This is a genomic window from Pseudomonas sp. LG1E9 (genome assembly GCF_003290225.1).
GTDB classification, from domain to species: Bacteria; Pseudomonadota; Gammaproteobacteria; order Pseudomonadales; family Pseudomonadaceae; genus Aquipseudomonas; species Aquipseudomonas cyclaminis.
In genome coordinates this window covers 4,985,185-5,004,938 of the sequence record NZ_CP029983.1, presented here as the reverse complement: position 1 = coordinate 5,004,938, position 19,754 = coordinate 4,985,185, and the positions used below count along the sequence as shown (strand labels likewise).

The following is a 19,754-nucleotide window of genomic DNA, read 5'->3' as shown; positions in this document are numbered from 1 at the left end:
CGGAGTGATGCGATGCGCCCAGCTGAACCGGTAACAGGCTTGATTCTTTCCGGCGGCGGGGCGCGAGCGGCGTATCAGGTGGGGGTGTTGGCGGCGATTGCCGAATTGCTGCCACCGGGGGCACCCAACCCGTTTCCGGTGATCGTCGGCACGTCGGCGGGGGCGATCAATGCGGTGAGCCTGGCCAGTGGGGCGATGGATTTCACGGCAGCCGTCCAGCGCCTTACAGCATTCTGGCAGGGCTTTCGCAGCCATCTGGTATTGCGCAGCGATTGGCCCGGTGTGATCCGTCAGGCGAGTCGCTTCCTGATCCACAGCCTGCTGGGTCTGGGGCGGCAATTTCCGGTAGCGCTGCTCAACAGTTCGCCACTGCGTGATCTGCTGCAGGACAAGCTGCATCTGGCAGGTATCGACGAGGCGATCCGGAACAAACATCTGCATGCGGTTGCGGTCACGGCGTTCGGCTATGAGTCCGGGCAAGCGGTGACCTTCTATCAGGGCGGCGGCACCATCAATGCCTGGCTGCGTCACCGCCGCATTGGCGTACCCACCGCGCTCACGGTAGAGCACTTGCTGGCCAGTTCGGCGATCCCGTTATTGTTTGCCCCGGTGAAACTCGACCAGGAGTATTTCGGCGACGGCGCAGTGCGCCAATCAGCACCGATCAGCCCGGCCCTGCATCTGGGCGCCAGCCGCGTGCTGGTGGTGGGCGTCAGCGGCAACCCACGGGGCAATGAACCGGCGGTGCAGCGCAGCTTCACCGGCCAGGAACCGACCCTGGCGCAGATCGGCGGGCATATGCTCAACAGTACGTTCATTGACAGCCTGGAAAGCGACATCGAGTTGCTGGAGCGCTTGAATCAGTTCAGTCATGCCGCGCCTGGGTTGGCGGCGGTAGAGGTGCTGGTGATTGCGCCGAGCCAGCCGATCGATGAAATTGCGGCGCGGCATCGCCAGGAATTGCCGGCGGCGTTGCGTCTGTTTCTGAGGGGGCCGGGGGCGACCAAGACGAGCGGGGCAGGGGTGTTGAGTTACCTGCTGTTCGAGGCGGGGTATTGCAGCGAGTTGATTGAGTTGGGTAGGAAAGATGCGCTGGCCAAGCGCGAAGAAATCAGCCGGTTCCTGGGACTTGAATCAATCTAAATGTGGGAGGGGGCAAGCCCCCCCCACTAATTTTTTAGTGTCGGTTAGAAGTGATACTTGACCAGGAAGCTCGCTGTGTCCTGAGTCGTCTTGAACGCCCCAGAATCTTCGATCCCGTACTTGTTCTTCCAGTAGTCGTATTCAAAACCTACATACAATTGCTTGTCGCCCCAATGCAGCGCCTTGCCCAGGTCGTATTTAACCTGTGGGTTGAAGTGCAGGTTGGCGTGGTAGGTGCCACGGGCGTTCTTGTCGTTGTCCACCACCCAATCCATAAAGCCATCGATCAGGATGTCGGAGTTGCCCACCGGCAGGGTGTACGACCACACCGGGGTGATCTGCCAAACGCCATCACCCGGGCGATTGCCTTCGGTCTGGCGCTGGTAGAAGTTCAGCTGGAAGTAGTCGAAACCAGGGATGTTCAAATCGAACGCCGGGCCGAGCAGGTACGATTCGTTATCGCCTTCGCCGAACTCGTAAGTGAAGGCCAGCAGCACATCCTTGATCGGGCCGAAGGACAGGTCTTTGTCGAGGATCTTGCCGAATGACAACCGTGGGCTGATCTCGCCGTAGTAGGTGCTTGGGCCGACGTTGCCGTCTTCCTTGCCGTTGTAGAAGATGCGGTCGACGAATACAAAATTGTCGCCGTACTTCCACGCATCGGCGTGTTCGAACGTGACGGTTTGCTGGATCTGCGGGTTGACGGTAAAGCTCTTGCCCCACAGGTACGTCAGGCTGTTGTTCTGCCACTGCAACAAGTCACCGGCCACGGCCTGGCCACCCGCCAGCAGGGATCCTGCCAGCATCAGGCCTTTGAACATAGGTTTCATTCGGTTGCTCCCGAGTTAAGATTTTGTGGTTTTTCTTCTACGCAGGCGCTCTAGTGCGGCGCCTTTTGGATCGCTGAAAGTGGTCTGAATGGTCAGCTTTATGGTCATAGCAAGAGCCGCGCCAAGGCGCTAAACAACCGTCAATTCAAGCGGGCGCGGAGAATACTGGCTCTCACGTCTTGGCTCAAGTGCGCCGTTACAGCGCGCACAGGACAACAATGGAGCACTTGTCAGGTGTGGGCGGGGTCGACGGCGGGGCGTTCTGAACCGCCGAGGATGTTGAACAGGATATTCAGCGACAAGGCGCTGAGGGTGGCCATGGCGATGCCACTGTGGGTTATCGGGCTCATCCACAATGGCAGTTGCGCGAAGAACTCCGGGCGCACCACGGGGATCAGGCCCATGCCGATGCTGACGGCCACCAGCAACTGGTTGCGACGGTCGGCGATATCCGCCTCCTGGAGGATCTTGATGCCGGTGGCCGCGACCATGCCGAACATCGCAATCGCCGCCCCGCCGAGTACTGCCGGTGGAATCGACGCCACCAGGTACGCGGCCTTGGGCAGCAGGCTGAGCACAATCAGGAACGCGCCCGCCATGATCGTCACCGAGCGGCAGCGCACGCCGGTCATCTGCACCAGGCCGATGTTCTGTGCAAACGAGGAGTGGGTGAAGGTGTTGAAAAAGCCGGCGAAGAACGACGCACCGGCATCACACAGCAAACCGCGACGCAGCATCCTGGGCGACACTTCCTGGCCGGTGATCTTGCCCAGGGCGAGGAACATCCCGGTGGATTCCACGAAGATAATCACCACCACCAGGCACATCGACAGGATAGGCGCCAACTCGAACGTGGGCATGCCGAAGTGCAGCGGTGTCACCACCTGCACCCATGGCGCCTGGGCCAGGCCGCTGAGGTCGACCATGCCGATGACGCCGCACAGACCGTAGCCCAGGCCCATGCCGATCAACACCGAAATGTTCACCCAGAAACCGCGCATGAAGCGGTTGATCAACAAGATGGTGCCCAGTACCAGCGCCGCAATCGCCAGGTAAATCGGCGAGCCGAAGGTGGCTGCCGCGCTGCCGCCGCCGGCCCAGTTCACGGCCACGGGGAACAGCGACAGGCCGATGGCGGTAATCACGGTGCCGGTGACCAACGGCGGAAAGAAGCGCACCACCTTGGACATGAACGGCGCGATGATCATGCCGAAGAACCCGGCGGCGATGGTCGCGCCGAAGATCCCCTGCAGGCCGATACCCGGCATGCCGGCCATGGCAACCATGCTGCCGACGGCGGCGAAACTGGCGCCCATCATCACCGGCATGCGGATGCCCACCGGGCCGATGCCGAACGACTGGACCATGGTGGCGATGCCGGCGACGAGCAGGTCGGCATTGATCAGGAACGCGATTTCTTCACGGCTCAGGCCGGCGGCCTGGCCAATGATGAGGGGCACGGCGACCGCGCCGCCGTACATCAGCAAGACGTGTTGCAGGCCTACCAGAATCAGTTGCAAGAGGGGCAGCCGCTCCATGGCAGGCGCGGCAGGAATCTGCGGTTCGACTAACTCGGTCATGCAACACCTCGGATCTTTTTATTGTTGTGTTGTGTGGAACGCAATCTTCAAAACGCAGTAGGGCCAAATGTGGGAGGGGGCTTGCCCCCGATTGCAGTTGTTCAGTCACTGATGTTTTGAATGACACGCCGCCATCGGGGGCAAGCCCCCTCCCATATTGGATTTGCACAGGCTATTAGTTGGTATGGGCCCCCTGGTTGATCCAGGTGCCGATCAAATCGCGCTCCTGCTGGGTCATCTGGGTGATGTTGCCCAGCGGCATGATCTGGCTCGCTACGGCCTGCGCTTGAATGCGTGCCGCTTGCTGCTGGATCTGCGCTGGCGTATCAAACATCACGCCGGCCGGCGCGGTGCTGAACAGTGGGCTGGTCGGCTTGGCCGAGTGGCACACGGTGCAGCGTTGCTCGATCACGCTGTGCACCTGGCCGAAGTCCGTAGAGGCTTGTGCCGGTGCCGGTGCCGGTGCCGGTTCGGCGGCGGGAGCTGCGGGTGCGGCGGGTTTCAAACCACCGCCCAACGCCGTTTCAGGCAATGGCTGGTACTCGATGGCCGCCGGAGCCTTGGCAATCGGTTCGGCCGGTTTTGGCCCGGTGACGTACGCCAGGCTGATCATCGCCAACGCGCCCACCGGCAAGGTCCATGCGTACTTCTGGCTGTTATGCCGAGTATTGAAGTAGTGCCGTACCAACACTGCCGCCACCGCGATACCGGCCAGGATCAGCCAGTTGTATTGGCTGCCGTAGGTGCTCGGGAAGTGGTTGCTGATCATGATGAACAGCACCGGCAAGGTGAAGTAGTTGTTGTGGCGTGAACGCAGCAAGCCCTTGGCCGGCAGGGCCGGGTCCGGCGTGCGGTTCTCGGCGATGGCCGCCACCAGGGCGCGCTGCGCCGGCATGATAATGCGGAACACGTTGCCCACCATGATGGTGCCGATCACCGCACCGACGTGCAGGTAGGCGCCACGGCCGCTGAACACTTTGCTGAAGCCGTAGGCTGCCGCAATCAACAGCACAAACAGAATGAACCCGAGCAGGGCAGGGCGTTTGCCCAAGGCCGAGTCGCAGAGGAAGGAGTAGATGAACCAGCCGGCGAACAGTGAGCCGATGCCCAGCAACACGCCTTCGGTGCCGCTTAGGCTGCTGCCGGGGGCGAGCAGGTACAGCGTCGGATTGAGGTAGAACACCACGCACAGCAGCGCGACGCCCGACATCCAGGTGAAATAGGCTTCCCATTTGAACCAGTGCAGGTTGTCCGGCATGGTTGGCGGGGCCAGTTTGTATTTTTCCAGGTGGTAGATACCGCCACCGTGGATCGCCCACAAGTCACCGGCCAGGCCGCTCTTGGGGTTGACGCGATTGAGGTTGTTTTCCAGCCAGACAAAGTAGAAAGAAGCGCCGATCCACGCGACGCCAGTGATCATGTGAACCCAGCGCACGCTAAGGTTCAGCCATTCCAACAGATGTGCTTCCACAGTCTTTACCTCTCGCCTGTCACCCTTGTTGTCGGGTGATCCGGCCTTCTCTTATTGGTGGGGGGCGAGGATCAACCGCTCATCCTCTTTGAAAAAATGCTCATCGCAGTTATTGCCTGTGCCACTGCGATCAACCACCAGGAAGTCATCCCGCTTTTCGATCGTCAGCACCGGGTGGTGCCAGACGCCGCGATGGTAATTAATGCCCTGCCTGCCGTTGGTAACGAAGGCGCGGACCAAGCCCGATACAGGTGCATCGCCAAGTGGCGCGACCACGATCAGAAAGGGGTTGCCGAGCAGCGGTATGAAAGCCTGGCTGCCCAGCGGGTGTCTCTCCAGCATGCACACGGTCAGCGGCATGTCCTGCGCATCGGCGCGGAAGATGCTGATGATGGCGTGGTCTTCCGGCTTCGCGGTTTCGACCGTGGCCAGTTTGTGAAAGCGCATGGTCGACCCGTTGTTGATCATGAAGTGATCGCTGCCGTCGGTTTCGATAACGTCTCCGAAAGGGGCGAAGGCTTCTTTGGTCAGGGGTTCGATCATCAGTGTGCGCATGGCTGTCTTCTTATCCAAATGCTGTGTTGTTTGGTCTATTGCTATCGCGGGCAAGCCCGCTCCCACATTTTGATTTGCGAATACATTCAAATGTGGGAGCTGGCTTGCCTGCGATGGCATCACCGCTTATTTCGACACTTTGCCCAGAACACGCAGGCGGCTCACACCGCCATCCGGGAACACGTTCAGGCGGATGTGGGTAATCGGCCCCAGCGCCTTGATCTGCTCGGCGAAGCTGTGTTCAGCGTGCATTTCCAGCTTCTGCGCCGGCAGCAGTTCGCGCCAGAACAGCGATTGGGTTTCGATCTGGCTGTCGGTGCCGCCTTTGACGAAAGCGCCCTGGATCGAGCAGGTGTCCGGGTAGTTGCCCTTGAAGTGCAGGGTGTCGACGATGATTTTCTCGATCTCGCCTGGGTGGCCCAACGCGACGATCACCCAGTCATTGCCCGGTGTACGACGACGGGCGGTTTCCCAGCCGTCGCCCATGTTGATGCCACGGCCTGGGTTGAGGATGTTGCTCATGCGGCCGAAGTGTTCATCGGAGCACGCCAGGGCACGACCGCCGTTCAGTGCGGCAGCCAGGTCGACCTGTTCGTTGTCGCCCACCGAAGACCAGTCGCGGAACGGCACCCCGTACACCCGCAGACGTGCGACGCCGCCATCCGGGTAGATGTTGAAACGCAGGTGGCTGAACGCCTGGTCGTTGCTGATTTCGTGATAGTGGTGGCTGTTGCCTTGCAGCTCTACGGCCGACAGCACTTCGGTCCACTGGGTGTTGTCATCCGGCTCGCCCGAGGCCAGGAAGCAGGCTTCCAGGGAGGCCGACGGCGGGAAGTTGCCGGTGAAGAATGAAGTGTCGATGTCCACGCCCTTGATCGAACCGGGCACACCCAGGCGGATCACGGCGCTGTCGTAGCCTTCGAAGCGCTTGCGGCGCGACTCCCAGCCGTCCATCCACTTGCCGTTGTCATCGAAAACGCCCTCCTTCCACACGGCCGGGGTCGGCTGGAACAGGCGGTTGGCGTCAGCGAACCAGTCATCGGTGACCGAGATGATCTTGGTGCCCAGGCGGGCGTCGGCCAGGTTGACGAACTTTTCGAAAGGTACGGCGTAAGCTTTCATTCTTCTTGTCTGCCTTGGATAGAGTGGCTGGGGATGGTCGTTTAGAGGGTCAATAAACGGAACAACGCGATCTTGTTGATCTCGGCCAGGGCGCATTTGAATTCGGCGTCTGCCGAGTTGTGAATGCGCGTCTCGAACGCGGCCAGGATCTGATGCCGGTTGCTGCCTTTTACCGCCATGATGAAGGGAAACTTGAACTTGGCCTTATAGGCATCGTTCAGCTCGGTGAAGCGCGAGAACTCTTCGGCCGTGCATTGGTGAATCCCCGCGCCAGCTTGCTCATCGGTGCTGGCTTGGGTCAGTTGGCCCTGGACGGCAGCTTTGCCGGCCAGGTCCGGGTGAGCATTGATCAGCGCCAGTTGCGAGGCGTGATCAGCGCTCAACAGGATGTCGCTCATGCGCTGGTGCAGGGCTTCGATCTGGTCGATCGACGGGTCCTGGCCCAGGTCGTAGGCCCTTTCGGCCACCCATGGCGAGTGTTCGTAGATATCGGCGAAGGCGGCGACAAACTCATCGCGGCTCAGGGCCGATGGCTTCAGGGTCTGGAACGCAGTCATTTGGCCGCTCCCGTGTACGGGTGGGTTTCATGCCAGTGGCGGGCAATATCGACGCGGCGGGTGAACCACACGTGTTCATGGCCCTTGGCGTATTCGATAAAGCGCTTCAACGCAGCCAGGCGCGCCGGGCGGCCGATCAAGCGGCAATGCAGGCCGATGGACAACATCTTCGGTGCCTCGGCACCCTCGGCGTACAGCACGTCGAACGCATCCTTCAAGTACTCGAAAAAGTCATCGCCCTTGTTGAAACCCTGCACCTGGGTGAAGCGCATGTCGTTGGTGTCCAGGGTGTAGGGAATGACCAGGTGCGGCTTGCCGGTGGGGTTGTTCGGTTCCCAGTAGGGCAGGTCGTCGTCGTAGGTGTCGCAGTCGTACAGGAAACCGCCTTCTTCCATCACCAGTCGGCGCGTATTGGGGCCGGTGCGACCGGTGTACCAGCCCAGTGGGCGTTCGCCGGTCAGTTCAGTGAGGATGCGGATGGCTTCGAGCATGTGCTCGCGCTCCTGGGCCTCGTCCATGTACTGATAGTCGATCCAGCGGTAGCCGTGACTGCAGATCTCATGGCCGGCCTCGACCATGGCGCGGATCACGTCCGGGTGGCGCTGGGCGGCCATGGCCACGGCGAAGATGGTCAGCGGGATATCAAATTCTTTGAACAGCTTGAGGATGCGCCACACGCCGGCACGGCTGCCGTATTCGTACAGCGACTCCATGCTCATGTTGCGCGCGCCTTGCAGCGGTTGGGCCGAGACCATTTCCGAGAGGAAGGCTTCGGACTCTTTGTCGCCGTGCAAGATATTGCGCTCACCGCCTTCTTCGTAATTGAGTACGAAAGACAGCGCGATGCGTGCCTTGCCCGGCCAGTGGGGGTGAGGAGGGTTACTGCCGTAACCGATCAGGTCGCGTGGGTAGTCAGCGCTCACTGCAGTCTTCCTTCTTGTTCGTGGTCAGTCATGTGGCGGCCGGGCAGTGAAAAGACTGGGTGGCGTCACAGCGATGGACTGATTGTATACAACTTGATAGTCACTTTGTAAGCCTGTATTTCTGCATTTTTTCCAGACGGTTGCCACGGGCTTGTACTGCAAGAAACTTGCCTGATGGGTCAATAAAAGGATGAAAGGTCGTTTAAAAGCAAGGCTTACTGAGAATCTTGCGCAAGAATCTTCCATTGCAACCGTCAGCAAATTTTTGTGATTTTTATTGTGTACAATTTTTATTAAAGGTGTCTTAATCAGCCCATCGCCGGCTTTTGCATGCCCTGCAAAGGTGCGGCCTATCTTCACTCCACTCAAGGGAGCCCCGTTCCATGGGACGACTGACCACACACGTACTGGACGCCGCCCACGGCTGCCCCGGCAGCGCCATCCAGATTGAACTGTACCGCGTCGAAGGCGCACAGCTGGAGTTGGTCGCCAGCGCCCTGACCAACAGCGACGGCCGTTGCGACGCACCGCTGCTGCAAGGCGACGCCTACCGCAGCGGCGTGTACCAGCTGCAATTCAGCGCCGGCGATTACTACCGTGCCCGTGGCGTGCAATTGCCGGAGCCGGCCTTCCTTGATGTCGTCGTACTGCGTTTCGGCATCAGTGCCGAACAGGATCACTACCACGTGCCCCTGCTGATTTCGCCTTACAGCTACTCCACCTATCGCGGTAGCTGAGTCGTCACCTCGCTTCACACCCCCAAAGCTCTTCGTTGGTTTCGCCCGCGCACACTGCGGGCTTTTTTTCGTTTAACTATCTAGCGCCTCATGGGCGTTTGCGCTGCATAGGCGGGTGTTTTCCTTGAAGAAGATACCGCGCGTTGCGGCTTATGACGTGGCCTTCGTTGTCGATCAACGTCAACCAATTCACGGCCCAGCAGTCATCCAACGTTGGCACCACTTGCGCAGGTCAAGCAGGCGATGGAGCACAATCGCCTGGTTCGGATTGTGGCAGGCATTCAATGGCCTACTACGGGCACGGTCCCTGCGAGCGTCTATTTCGTCAAAGTGAGCCGGTCCTGACGTGGATCAGCGACAAGACGCCAGCGCCTGAAAACAGTGCGGCGCTGACGCGGTTGAACCAGCTCTGGCCGGCACCGCTGCGCAGATACCGTGCAGCGCCGTGGGCACCCAGGCCGTACGCCAACTTGCACAGCAGGTCGAGGGCGGCCCAGGTGGCGATCATGATCAGCAATTGCGGCAGGAACGCCTGCTCAGTGCTGAGAAACTGCGGCAGGAACGCGGCAAAAAACAGGATGTCTTTCGGGTTGCTGGCGCCCAGCACAAAGGCGCGGCCGAACAGTGCGCGAAAGCGTGGCACTGGCGCAGCCTGCGGCACGGTTGCACCCTGGGCTGGTTGCCGCGACTGTTGCCAGCTTTGCCAGGCGAGGTAGAACAGGTACAACGCGCCGACGATTTTCAGCGCGCTGAACAGTTGTTCGGAAGCGAGCAGCAATGCGCCCAGGCCCAGGGCCGACGCGCTCAGCAGGCAGATCGAGGCGATCACCCCGCCGAGAAACGCCGGGTACGAGCGGCGCAGTCCGTAGTTCAGGCTGTTGCTGATCATCAGCAACGACAGCGGCCCCGGGATCAGGATCACCACCAGTGCAGCGCCGCTGAACAGCAGCCAGGTTTCCAGACTCATTGCTTGCTCCTTTTGTTATAGAAAGACGAACTTGGCGATAAAGATCACGCACAGCACCCACAGGCTCACGGAAATCTCGCGGTACTTGCCGGTGCCGGCCTTGAGCGCCACGTAGGTGATAAAACCCAGCGCGATGCCGTCGGCGACCGAGAAGGTCAACGGCATCATGATCGCCGTGACGATCGCCGGAATGCTGTCGGTGGCCTCATCCCAATTGATGTGGGCCATGCTTGCCATCATCAGCATCGCCACGTAGATCAACGCGCCGGCGGTGGCGTAGGCCGGAATCATGCCGGCCAGCGGGGCAAAAAACATCGCCGCCACAAACAGAATGCCCACGGTCACGGCGGTAAGGCCGGTGCGACCACCTGCAGCAACACCGGCGGCGCTTTCCACGTAGCTGGTCACCGGCGGCACGCCGACCATGGCGCCAAACACGCTGGAAGCACTGTCGGCCTTCAACGCGCGGGACAGGTTATCGATCTTGCCATCGGCATTCACCAACCCGGCGCGCTGTGCAACGCCCATGAGTGTACCGGCGGTATCGAACATGTGCACAAAAAGAAACGCAAATACCACGCTGATCATGCTGATATTGAATACACCTTTTACGTCCATCGCCATCCAGGTCGGCGCCAGGCTCGGCGGCGTGGAGAGGATGCCGTTGTAGTGCACCAGGCCCAGGCCCCAACCGGCCAGCGTCACAGCGATGATGCTGATGAGGATCGCGCCGAACACACGGTGGTAGCTGAGGATCGCAATCAGCAGAAAGCAGATCGCCGCCAGCAGGGGTGCCGGTTCATGCAGTGAGCCGAGTTTGATCAGCGTGGCCGGGCTGTCGACGATGATGCCGGCGGTTTTCAGGCCAATCACCCCGAGGAACAAACCGACCCCCGCGCCCATGGCATGGCGCAGGCTTACCGGAATGCTGTTGAGCAACCATTCACGCACCCGCGACAGCGTGAGGCCCATGAACAGCACTCCGGAAATGAACACCGCACCCAGCGCGGTTTCCCAGTGGTAGCCCATGGTGCCGACCACGGTGTAGGTGAAAAACGCATTCAGACCCATGCCCGGCGCCAGGCCAACCGGCCAGTTGGCGTACAGGCCCATCAATAGGCAACCCAGCGCGGCGGCGATGCAGGTGGCGACGAACGCCGCGCCGTGATCGATGCCGGCATCGGCCATGATGTTGGGATTGACGAAGATGATGTAGGCCATGGTGATAAAGGTGGTGAGGCCGGCGATCAGCTCGGTCTTCACTGTGGTGCCATGCAGGCGCAGTTTGAACAGGCGTTCCAGCCAGCCACCCTGCGAGGGGGAGAGATCCAGCGTTGGTGCTTCGGATTTGCGGCTATCCACAGCGAGTACTCCTCAAGAGTTTTATTGTTATTTCCAGCGCCGGTCACATGAGTGGGCAACAGCGCTTTGAGGTACTGGCGGGTTTTGTTGACCAATAGGTCAGGAACTCGCACGAAGCGAATTATGCTTTTGTATACAAAGAAAGCAAATAATGTTTTCGATTAACTGTGCGAAAGGGGATGAAAGGCTAATTCCCGGCACTCAGTGCCTGGTTGACCGCCAGCCAGCCCATCACTGCTTCTTCCCCGGCTTCACTGAACGCGCGCTGCAACAGCTTCACCTGTTCACGGCGCAGCGACTGCTCGAAACGCAGGCCTTCTTCGGTCAGTTGCAGCAGGCGTTTGCGCTTGTCGGCTTCGGACGCCACGCTGTCCACCAGATGCATTTCCTGCAATTGGCGCAGCGGCATGTTCAGCGCCTGCTTGCTGACCCCGAGCAACTCCAGCAACTCCTTAACGCTCAGCGCCGGGTAACGCGCGATAAAAAACACGATGCGCTGGTGCACCCGACTCAGGCCTCGGCGTTCAAGCATCTCGTCAGCCTTGGCGGTAAACGCCTGGTAGCCGAAGAAGAACGCTTCCATGGCCTGTTGCTGGCTGCTTTGGTTTTTAAGGTCAAGCATGTTGACGTATCCACTCAAGCTGTCGTAATTTCGGTCAACCAGTTTGACGTATTTCCCACAGCCTTCGCTAGCGGTGACCTCCATGGCCTTCTCTGAACGTGTTACGCGCCTCAAAAGCTCCTTGATCCGTGAAATCCTCGCGGCGGCCCAGCGTCCCGAGGTGATGTCCTTCGCCGGAGGCCTGCCGGCCGAAGCCATGCTGCCTGCGCTGAACTGGGATGAAATGCCGCTGAACATTGGCCAATACGGCATGAGCGAAGGCGAGCCGCAATTGCGTGAATTGCTTGCCGCCGAGGCGCGGGCACTGGGCTTGCCGTGCGAGGCCAGCCAGGTGTTGGTGGTCAGCGGTTCCCAGCAGACCCTGGATTTGGCGGCCAAGTTGTATATCGACAAAGGCACGCAGATCCTGCTGGAAGGCCCGACCTACCTGGCGGCCTTGCAGATTTTCCAACTGTTCGGTGCCGAGTGCCTCACGGTCCAGCTGGAAGCCGATGGACCGAACCTCGCCGCGCTGCGCGCCAACCTCGAACGCCATCGCCCGGCGTTCATCTATCTGATTCCCACGTTCCAGAATCCGTCGGCGGTGCGCTACAGCGAGGCCAAGCGTGAGGCCGTCGCAGCCTTGCTTGATGAGTTCGGCGTGACGCTGATCGAAGACGAACCCTACCGCGAGCTTACTTTTGATGGCGGCAGCGCCAAACCCATCGCCGGTCGCTTGAAAAAGGCCAGCTGGATCTACACCGGTACCGTGTCCAAGACCTTGTTACCTGGCCTGCGCGTGGGTTACCTGATCGCCAGCCCGGACCTGTTCCCGCACCTGCTCAAGCTCAAGCAATCGGCGGACCTGCACACCAACCGTGTCGGCCAATGGCAGGCGATGCAATGGATTGGCAGCGAAAAATACCAGCAACACCTGGTGGAACTGCGCCGTTTTTACCGCCAGCGCCGCGATGCATTCCAGGTCGCGCTTGAGCGTCATTTCGGCGAGCTGGCCGACTGGCAAGTGCCCCAGGGCGGATTATTCTTCTGGCTGACCTTGAAACAGCCGCTGGACACCCGCACCTTATTGGCCCAAGCGCTGGAGCAGAACGTCGCGTTCATGCCCGGTGAACCGTTCTTTGCCGAGCCGGACCAACATCTGGGCTCGTTGCGCCTCAATTTCAGCCATATCGACCCGGCCCGCCTGGACGAAGGTCTCAAGCGTCTGGCCGCGGTGGTCCGTCACGCACAGCACGCGCAAGCGGCATAAGGGGAGCCCCATGTACAAGGTTTATGGCGATTACAAGTCGGGCAACTGCTACAAGATCAAATTGATGCTCAACCTGCTGGGTATCCAGTACCAGTGGGTGGATGTCGACATTCTCAAAGGCGGCACCGAAACTCCCGAGTTCCTGGCCAAGAACCCCAATGGCAAAATCCCGGTGCTGGAACTGGAAGACGGCACGTGCCTGTGGGAGTCAAACGCGATTCTCAACTTCCTGGCCGATGGCAGCGAGTTCCTGCCGACCGAGCCGCGTTTGCGCACGCAAGTGTTGCAGTGGCAGTTCTTCGAGCAATACAGCCACGAGCCGTATATCGCGGTCGCGCGGTTTATTCAGTTTTACCTGAACATGCCCGAGGATCGCCTTGAGGAATACAAGACCACCCACAAGGGCGGTTACAAGGCATTGAGGGTGATGGAGCGCCAGTTGCAAACCACGCCGTACCTGGTGGGCGAGCGGTATTCGATTGCCGACATCGCGCTGTATGCCTACACCCATGTGGCCCACGAAGGTGGTTTTGATTTAGCGCCGTACCCGGCCGTGCAAGCCTGGTTGCAGCGCGTGGCGAGCCATCCCAAGCATGTGGCCATGCTCGACTGATCACCGCGGTCAAAAAATAGGGGAGGGGGCTTGCCCCCTTCCACATTCAGATCGCGGCGAAGCGCTTGTCCAGGTAATCGATGATGACCTTGGAGTCGTACATCCACGTGGTCTGGCCATTCTCTTCGATACGCAGGCACGGCACCTTGATCTTGCCACCTTGCTCCAGCAGGGTCTGGCGGTCCTGCTCGTTGTTCTTCGCGTCCTTCAACGCCACCGGCACATTCAGACGGTGCAGGGTGCGGCGGGTTTTCACGCAGAACGGGCAGGCGTGGAATTGATACAAGGTCAACGCCTTGGCCGCCTCGTTCACCTTGGCCTGTTGCTCGGCAGGGCGCTGCTTTTTACGTGGGCGGGTCAGGAAGTCGCCCGCGATGATGACGTGGCCGAGGCCCACTCGAAGTGCTTTGACGAACATGGCTGATACCTCTTGCCCATAACTGAGGGGGCGCAGCTTACCTGATTTCTGCGGGCGAAAAAAAACCGGCGATGAACGCCGGTTTTTTCCTGCTCGGCCGGTTACTTGATCAGGCTGAGGAATTCGCTGCGGGTGGCCGCGTTTTCGCGGAACTCACCGAGCATCACCGAAGTGATCATCGACGAATTCTGTTTCTCCACACCGCGCATCATCATGCACATGTGCTTGGCCTCGATCACTACGGCCACGCCCAGGGCGCCGGTCACTTGCATCACGGCATCGGCGATCTGGCGGCTGAGGTTTTCCTGGATCTGCAGGCGGCGCGCATACATGTCGACAATCCGCGCGACCTTCGACAGGCCCAGCACTTTGCCGCTCGGGATATACGCGACGTGGGCCTTGCCGATAAACGGCAGCAGGTGGTGTTCGCACAGCGAGTACAACTCGATGTCCTTGACCAGCACCATTTCGCTGTTGTCGGAGCTGAACAAGGCACCGTTGGTGACTTCTTCGAGTGTCTGCTCATAGCCGCGGCAGAGGTACTGCATCGCCTTGGCGGCACGCTTTGGCGTGTCGAGCAGGCCCTCGCGGGAAACGTCCTCGCCGAGTTGGCCGAGGATCGCCGTATAATTCTGTTCCAGGGACATGAAACTACCTGTGGGATTATCGCAAAGCGCAAGGTTACGGTGGCGGACACATCGCTGCAAGCCTGACGATGGCCTTGTTACTCGTCGCGCCCTTCCATCATGGTGCGCTTGAGCATCACATACACCGCCCCCGCGCCGCCGTGGCGGGCCTGGCAGGAGGTAAAACCGAGCACCTGGGCATGCTGGCGCAGCCAGGTGTTGACGTGACTTTTGATCATCGGCCGCTTGCCGTCCAGCCGCACGGCCTTACCGTGGGTGACGCGCACGCAGCGGATTTCGAATTTGGTCGCTTCGGCGAGAAAGGCCCACAGGGTTTCCCGGGCTTTCTCCACGGTCATGCCGTGCAGGTCGAGGCTGCCTTCGAAGGGGATCTGGCCGACCTTGAGCTTGCGCATCTGGCTTTCCTGCACGCCATCTCGGGCCCACATCAGTTCGTCTTCGGGGCCTACGTCGATGACGAACTGGTCTGACAGGCCATCCACCGTGGTGGCGTCGGTGCGCACGGTCGCGGCCTGGCGCAGTTTGGCGATTTGCGCCCGGTCAGCCTTGGGTTTGCCGGTGTCGGCGCGGTCGTGCTTGATCGGCTTGACGCCGCGCAGCTCGTTTTTGAACAGGGAAAAATCGTCGTCTTGCATGTCGGCCTCCGCGAAGGGCGGGCAGTTTACCTAATTCGCGGCAGCCGGGCGCAGGAAACGCTATCCAAGCGCCATCAGTCGTGTTTTTTCATCAGGTGCGCAGCGATATTCAGTGACAACGGCTGACGCATTTTGCGACGGCTACGACGCCACAACCACACGCCCAACCACAACACCAGCAGGCCGATGCCCAGCAGAAGAGCAGAGCCACCGGGGCTGGCATTCAGTTCGCCAAGGGCCGGCGAATGGCCAAACAAACCGGCGCCACCAGCACCGGCCAACAATAAACCAACCATCGCCAGCAGCGCGGCAATGCACGCCACCAGGCGCAGACGCCAGTTGCTCGGGCCCTTGGGGCGCAAGCGACGAGCGTCAAAACCATCGGATATCTTCATTCCGACCTTTCCTCCAGGGTATCGGCCCTTCGACCGGAAGATACACAGGTTGTTCCTGTACCCGAGGTAAATGCGCCAAATGAGAGGGCTTAGCGGATGAGCGGGGCAATAAACAGTGCCGCGCCGCTCATCAGAAGGACGATCAGATCAGATCTTTGGTCAGCGCAAGGGTGGCGAAGTTGTCAGCCATGATGGCCATTTCGGTCTGCTGTACATGGTCGGCACTCAGGACGCCGCCCTTGTAAGGCAGATCGCGTGTGGCGCAGGCGTCTTCCACGAGGGTGCAGCGAAAGCCCAGGTTCTTGGCGGCGCGCACCGTGGTGCTGACGCTGGAATGGCTCATGAAACCGCAGACGATCAGGTCCAGGGAGCCGAGGTCTTGCAGGTGTTTTTCCAGGCCGGTGCCGTGGAAGGCGCTGGGCAGCAGCTTGCCGATAATGGTTTCGTCACCTGCAGGCTCAAGGCCGGGAATGAACTCACCGCGTTCGCCCTGCGGGTCGAACAGGCCACCGACGGTACCCAGGTGGCGCACATGCACGATCGGACGGCCAGCGTTGCGGGCCGCATCAACCAACTGCTTGATATGGTCAACCGCCGCGTCCATGCCCGAGAGAGCGAGTGGACCGCTGAGGTATTCCTTCTGGGCGTCGATGATCACGAGGGTCGCATGATTCAGGTTGGCTGCTGCGTAACCGCGACCGCTGAGTTGAAACATCGTCTTTGGAACGGACATTCTGGGGCTCCTGTGAGGGGGGCTTTTGCGACATTGTCCACTGGCTGAGCGGTTCTGTGAATCGCTACTATCGTAAGGTACGCCGTTGCTGGCGTGCAGCTCTGTCAAGAGGGTCGCGTATTTAACCGAATGATGGCGATTTGGACAAAATCCGACGTGCGGTGCCAGGTTTTCGTGGATCGTCGGTGCAGGTGAAGGCTGTTAGAATCGCCAGTCGTTTTTTCCAGGAGTCTGCCCCCGTGATCACTTCCCGCCTGCGCACCTTGCGCGACCACATCCGTTGGGCTGTCAGCCGTTTCCATGGGGAAGACCTGTTTTTCGGCCATGGCACCGACAATGCCTGGGACGAAGCCCGGCAATTGGTGCTCGGCGCCGTGAACCTGCCCTGGGAAATTGCTGATAGCTACCTGGACTGCAACCTGGAAGAAGAGGAAATCTCCCATGTGCAGCGCCTGCTTCACCGCCGTATCCATGAGCGTGTACCGACCGCCTACCTGTTGGGCGAGGCGTGGTTCTGCGGCATGTCGTTTATCGTCGACGAGCGTGTGTTGATCCCGCGCTCCCCCATTGGCGAACTGATCGAAAACCGCTTCGAACCGTGGCTGGCCCAACCCCCGGCGCGCATTCTCGACCTGTGCACCGGTTCCGGTTGCATCGGCATTGCCTGTGCCTACGAGTTCCAGGACGCCGAAGTGGTGCTGGGCGATTTGTCCTTCGAAGCATTGGAAGTGGCCAACCAGAACATCGAGCGCCATGGCGCTGACGAGCGCGTCTACACCGTGCAGGGTGATGGCTTCGACGGCCTGCCGGGCCAGCGTTTCGACCTGATCGTGTCAAATCCTCCGTATGTGGACGCCGAAGACTTCGCCGACATGCCGGACGAATACCAGCACGAACCGGAACTGGGCCTTGCCTGTGGCGACGACGGCTTGAACCTGGTGCGCCGGATGCTCGCCGAAGCGGCGGATCACCTGACCGAAAAGGGTTTGCTGATCGTTGAAGTGGGCAATAGCCAGGTTCACGTCGAGGCGCTGTACCCGGAAGTGGACTTTGCCTGGCTGGAATTCCAGCGCGGTGGGCATGGTGTATTCATGCTCACGGCCGAGCAGTGCCGGGAACATCAGGCAGTCTTCGCCGCCAGGATCTGACTGAAGAAACACGGTGAGTGTGGGAGGGGCTTGCCCCCTCCCACATTTTTATTGCATTACAACCCATCAGCGGTGCGTGGCAATCCAGATCAACAACCCCGCCTGAAACACGGTAAACGCCACCAGACACGTGATGGTAAAGCGCAAGCCGCTGTCCTCCCGCTTGAATTTGGTGACCTTTTCCTCTTCCTTGCGCAGCTTCACTTCCTGCTCCAACAGGTTCTGATCGGCCTGTTGCAGCATCTGTGCGGCTTCGAGGATCTCGACGAACTGCACCTTCTCAGTGTTCCAACTGTCCAGCACATCGCTGACCTTGCCCGGCTGTACGTTGCCTTTGAGGTGCTGCACGTCGGCGTAGGCCACATCAAAGCCCTGCACGCGCAGGAAGTGATCGCGGCGCAGGCGCGTGGCTTCGTTGAGCGCGTCCTTGTTGGCCAGGTCGACGCCGTCAACGCGGTAGTGTGACCACTTCTTTTTCGCCCAGGCCGCGCCTTGAGCCACCAGGAAACGGCCGATGCCCCGGTTGGCCGGCTCGATTTCCAGGCTGTTGCCCGGACCGAAATGCACGCGATGGGTGTCGTGGTCGACCCAGATATCCAAATGGTTTTGCTCGCGCCGTACACGCTGGCCGGGCAATTGAATGACCATGCGCAACAGACTGTGGTGTTTGTCATTGCGCTCGGCATAGCCGAACTGCACAAACCGCAACGGCCGCACGCCGGTGGCGCGATCTATGGCCAGGGGCGCCAGGCGCAGCATCTTGAAGTGTTCGGCCTGGACATCCGCCCACGGCAACGACGCCGCGTCGACGGCCTCGGTATTTTCAGCCGGGGTGTCGGCGGTCTGTTCGGGTGTTTCTTCAGTGGTTGTCATGCGGCGCGATCCTGTCCATGCCCAGCGAGCCGACAGTCTTTTTTGCTGTCGACACTGGGCTTATCGGCCGGTTTTCCCAGGACTGGAGGCAAATTGTCGCTTAACGGGGTTGAAGTCCGTCGATAAAGCGCACCACGCGGTTGCCCAGCTCCGCGGCGAGGGGTAATTGCGGGTCATTGTAGGAGGCCAGTTGCTGCTTCACGTTGTTGGGCACGATGCGCATGACGTGGTTCATGCCTTCGATCACGGTCAACTCGGCATCGGGCTTGGCCCTCTTCAGTTGCTGGGCGTCGCCGACACCGACCTGAATATCGTTGGTGCCCTGGACGATCAAGGCGGGCATGCGCAGTTTGGCAAAGGCTGCCGACGGATCAGCGCGAAACAGACTGATCAGATAAGGCTGCACACTGGGTCGGAAAATAGCCTCCAGCGGGCCAGGTACATCGGCATCCACTTGGCCGGCCTTGAGGTGATCGAGGATTTCATTGCTGCGCAGCAGCAGGGCAGGGGGCAGGTGATCGGCCAGTTGCTGGCGGATCACCTGGTCCACCGGGCGGGCGCTGCCGGACAGGGAAATCACGCCCGCCGGGTCGAGTTGCGGGGCGGCGAGGGCGGCGACCAGCGCACCTTCGCTGTGGCCCAGCACAATCAGCGGGCCCAGGCGTTTGTCGGCCTTGAGCATGTTGCCCCATGCCACCGCGTCGGCCACATAGGCGTCCAGGGTCAGGTTGCGTTCGTCCGGTGTAGCGGCGAGGCTCGCGGCCACACCGCGCTTGTCGTAGCGCACGCTGGCGATGTTGTGCCGGGCCAGCACCCACGCCAGGCGCTTGAGGCTGTCGTTGCGCGCGCCGTCGGCACTGTTGCCGTTGCGGTCGGTGGGGCCGGAGCCCGCGATGATCAGCACCACGGGCACAGGTTTGTCGGACTGGGGCAGCAGCAGCGAACCAAACAGTTCGCTGCTGCCGGTGTCCAGGCTGATGGGCCGTTGCAGTACGACGGGGGACGCGGCATGAGCCAGGGCGGTGAACAGGGTGAGGGTGAACAGCAAAGCTCGCAGCATTATCGTGCCATTATCCGGGGAGTGCCGGTTGGACCCGTGTCGACCGGTAAGGTTTCGAGGATGAACTAGTCGGTTAGCCTGCGTATACTGGCCGCCTTAAGTTATTACGGTTGA

General features: G+C 60.4%; 23 protein-coding genes. 5 read left to right on the top strand and 18 right to left on the bottom strand.

Going from position 1 to position 19,754, the window contains the following annotated elements:
- Positions 1-12 precede the first annotated feature (12 nt).
- The gene (locus tag DNK50_RS22900) at positions 13-1,143 is read left to right on the top strand and encodes a patatin-like phospholipase family protein (RefSeq protein WP_099586376.1); all 1,131 of its coding nucleotides are present in this window, start codon (positions 13-15) and stop codon (positions 1,141-1,143) included.
- A 44-nt stretch (positions 1,144-1,187) separates the two neighbouring features.
- Here DNK50_RS22900 and DNK50_RS22895 read toward each other — a convergent pair whose 3' ends face one another.
- The 8 genes from DNK50_RS22895 to DNK50_RS29315 all read right to left on the bottom strand — a co-directional run bounded on the left by DNK50_RS22895 (position 1,188) and on the right by DNK50_RS29315 (position 8,550).
- Entirely contained in the window at positions 1,188-1,973 is a 786-nt protein-coding gene (locus DNK50_RS22895; protein WP_099586375.1) for an outer membrane protein OmpK, read from the bottom strand.
- Between the two features lie 230 nt (positions 1,974-2,203).
- Complete coding sequence (locus DNK50_RS22890) at positions 2,204-3,553, bottom strand: nucleobase:cation symporter-2 family protein (RefSeq protein WP_112196345.1); 1,350 nt, start codon at positions 3,551-3,553, stop codon at positions 2,204-2,206.
- A 175-nt stretch (positions 3,554-3,728) separates the two neighbouring features.
- Positions 3,729-5,024, bottom strand: coding sequence for a urate hydroxylase PuuD (locus DNK50_RS22885; protein ID WP_112196344.1), 1,296 nt, complete (start codon positions 5,022-5,024; stop codon positions 3,729-3,731).
- A 51-nt stretch (positions 5,025-5,075) separates the two neighbouring features.
- Positions 5,076-5,579 (bottom strand): ureidoglycolate lyase, encoded by a 504-nt coding sequence (locus tag DNK50_RS22880; protein WP_099586372.1) that lies wholly within the window; start codon positions 5,577-5,579, stop codon positions 5,076-5,078.
- Positions 5,580-5,705: 126 nt separating this feature from the next.
- Positions 5,706-6,701 (bottom strand): allantoicase, encoded by a 996-nt coding sequence (gene alc / locus DNK50_RS22875; protein ID WP_112196343.1) that lies wholly within the window; start codon positions 6,699-6,701, stop codon positions 5,706-5,708.
- 41 nt (positions 6,702-6,742) lie between these two features.
- The gene (gene uraD / locus DNK50_RS22870) at positions 6,743-7,258 is read right to left on the bottom strand and encodes a 2-oxo-4-hydroxy-4-carboxy-5-ureidoimidazoline decarboxylase (protein WP_099586370.1); all 516 of its coding nucleotides are present in this window, start codon (positions 7,256-7,258) and stop codon (positions 6,743-6,745) included.
- Positions 7,255-8,181 carry an allantoinase PuuE gene (gene puuE, locus DNK50_RS22865; protein WP_032888005.1) on the bottom strand — a complete coding sequence of 309 codons (927 nt, stop codon included), beginning with the start codon at positions 8,179-8,181 and terminating at the stop codon, positions 7,255-7,257. Before puuE ends, uraD begins: the two co-directional genes overlap by 4 nt.
- A 24-nt stretch (positions 8,182-8,205) precedes the next feature.
- On the bottom strand, positions 8,206-8,550 hold the full coding sequence (locus DNK50_RS29315; protein WP_256595361.1) for a hypothetical protein: 345 nt from the start codon (positions 8,548-8,550) through the stop codon (positions 8,206-8,208).
- A 14-nt stretch (positions 8,551-8,564) separates the two neighbouring features.
- On the opposite strand from DNK50_RS29315, the gene uraH reads away from it, so the two are divergent.
- Positions 8,565-8,918, top strand: coding sequence for a hydroxyisourate hydrolase (uraH, locus tag DNK50_RS22855; RefSeq protein ID WP_099586368.1), 354 nt, complete (start codon positions 8,565-8,567; stop codon positions 8,916-8,918).
- 325 nt (positions 8,919-9,243) lie between these two features.
- Here uraH and DNK50_RS22850 read toward each other — a convergent pair whose 3' ends face one another.
- The 3 genes from DNK50_RS22850 to DNK50_RS22840 all read right to left on the bottom strand — a co-directional run bounded on the left by DNK50_RS22850 (position 9,244) and on the right by DNK50_RS22840 (position 11,869).
- Entirely contained in the window at positions 9,244-9,885 is a 642-nt protein-coding gene (locus tag DNK50_RS22850; protein WP_112196342.1) for a LysE family translocator, read from the bottom strand.
- 15 nt (positions 9,886-9,900) lie between these two features.
- The gene (locus DNK50_RS22845; protein WP_099586366.1) at positions 9,901-11,247 is read right to left on the bottom strand and encodes an NCS2 family permease; all 1,347 of its coding nucleotides are present in this window, start codon (positions 11,245-11,247) and stop codon (positions 9,901-9,903) included.
- Positions 11,248-11,434: 187 nt separating this feature from the next.
- Positions 11,435-11,869: a MarR family winged helix-turn-helix transcriptional regulator gene (locus DNK50_RS22840; RefSeq protein WP_099586399.1), complete on the bottom strand. Its 435-nt coding sequence runs from the start codon at positions 11,867-11,869 to the stop codon at positions 11,435-11,437.
- An 82-nt stretch (positions 11,870-11,951) separates the two neighbouring features.
- Between DNK50_RS22840 and DNK50_RS22835 the strand changes: the two genes are divergently transcribed.
- On the top strand, positions 11,952-13,118 hold the full coding sequence (locus DNK50_RS22835) for a PLP-dependent aminotransferase family protein (RefSeq protein WP_112196341.1): 1,167 nt from the start codon (positions 11,952-11,954) through the stop codon (positions 13,116-13,118).
- A gap of 10 nt (positions 13,119-13,128) precedes the next feature.
- The gene (locus tag DNK50_RS22830) at positions 13,129-13,731 is read left to right on the top strand and encodes a glutathione S-transferase family protein (protein WP_112196340.1); all 603 of its coding nucleotides are present in this window, start codon (positions 13,129-13,131) and stop codon (positions 13,729-13,731) included.
- 46 nt (positions 13,732-13,777) lie between these two features.
- Here DNK50_RS22830 and DNK50_RS22825 read toward each other — a convergent pair whose 3' ends face one another.
- The 5 genes from DNK50_RS22825 to DNK50_RS22805 form a co-directional block, all read right to left on the bottom strand.
- The gene (locus DNK50_RS22825) at positions 13,778-14,149 is read right to left on the bottom strand and encodes a glutathione S-transferase N-terminal domain-containing protein (protein WP_099586363.1); all 372 of its coding nucleotides are present in this window, start codon (positions 14,147-14,149) and stop codon (positions 13,778-13,780) included.
- A gap of 101 nt (positions 14,150-14,250) precedes the next feature.
- The gene (gene folE / locus DNK50_RS22820) at positions 14,251-14,796 is read right to left on the bottom strand and encodes a GTP cyclohydrolase I FolE (protein ID WP_003442011.1); all 546 of its coding nucleotides are present in this window, start codon (positions 14,794-14,796) and stop codon (positions 14,251-14,253) included.
- A 77-nt stretch (positions 14,797-14,873) separates the two neighbouring features.
- Positions 14,874-15,431 (bottom strand): Smr/MutS family protein, encoded by a 558-nt coding sequence (locus tag DNK50_RS22815; RefSeq protein WP_032888029.1) that lies wholly within the window; start codon positions 15,429-15,431, stop codon positions 14,874-14,876.
- A gap of 74 nt (positions 15,432-15,505) precedes the next feature.
- Positions 15,506-15,826, bottom strand: a complete 321-nt coding sequence (locus DNK50_RS22810) for a hypothetical protein (protein ID WP_099586362.1) — start codon at positions 15,824-15,826, stop codon at positions 15,506-15,508.
- A gap of 142 nt (positions 15,827-15,968) precedes the next feature.
- The gene (locus tag DNK50_RS22805) at positions 15,969-16,559 is read right to left on the bottom strand and encodes a cysteine hydrolase family protein (protein ID WP_099586361.1); all 591 of its coding nucleotides are present in this window, start codon (positions 16,557-16,559) and stop codon (positions 15,969-15,971) included.
- Positions 16,560-16,798: 239 nt separating this feature from the next.
- On the opposite strand from DNK50_RS22805, the gene prmB reads away from it, so the two are divergent.
- Positions 16,799-17,707, top strand: coding sequence for a 50S ribosomal protein L3 N(5)-glutamine methyltransferase (gene prmB / locus DNK50_RS22800; RefSeq protein ID WP_099586360.1), 909 nt, complete (start codon positions 16,799-16,801; stop codon positions 17,705-17,707).
- A 66-nt stretch (positions 17,708-17,773) separates the two neighbouring features.
- Here prmB and DNK50_RS22795 read toward each other — a convergent pair whose 3' ends face one another.
- Positions 17,774-18,580, bottom strand: a complete 807-nt coding sequence (locus tag DNK50_RS22795; RefSeq protein WP_099586359.1) for a hypothetical protein — start codon at positions 18,578-18,580, stop codon at positions 17,774-17,776.
- A gap of 100 nt (positions 18,581-18,680) precedes the next feature.
- Complete coding sequence (locus DNK50_RS22790) at positions 18,681-19,643, bottom strand: alpha/beta hydrolase (RefSeq protein ID WP_112196339.1); 963 nt, start codon at positions 19,641-19,643, stop codon at positions 18,681-18,683.
- Positions 19,644-19,754 lie beyond the last annotated feature (111 nt).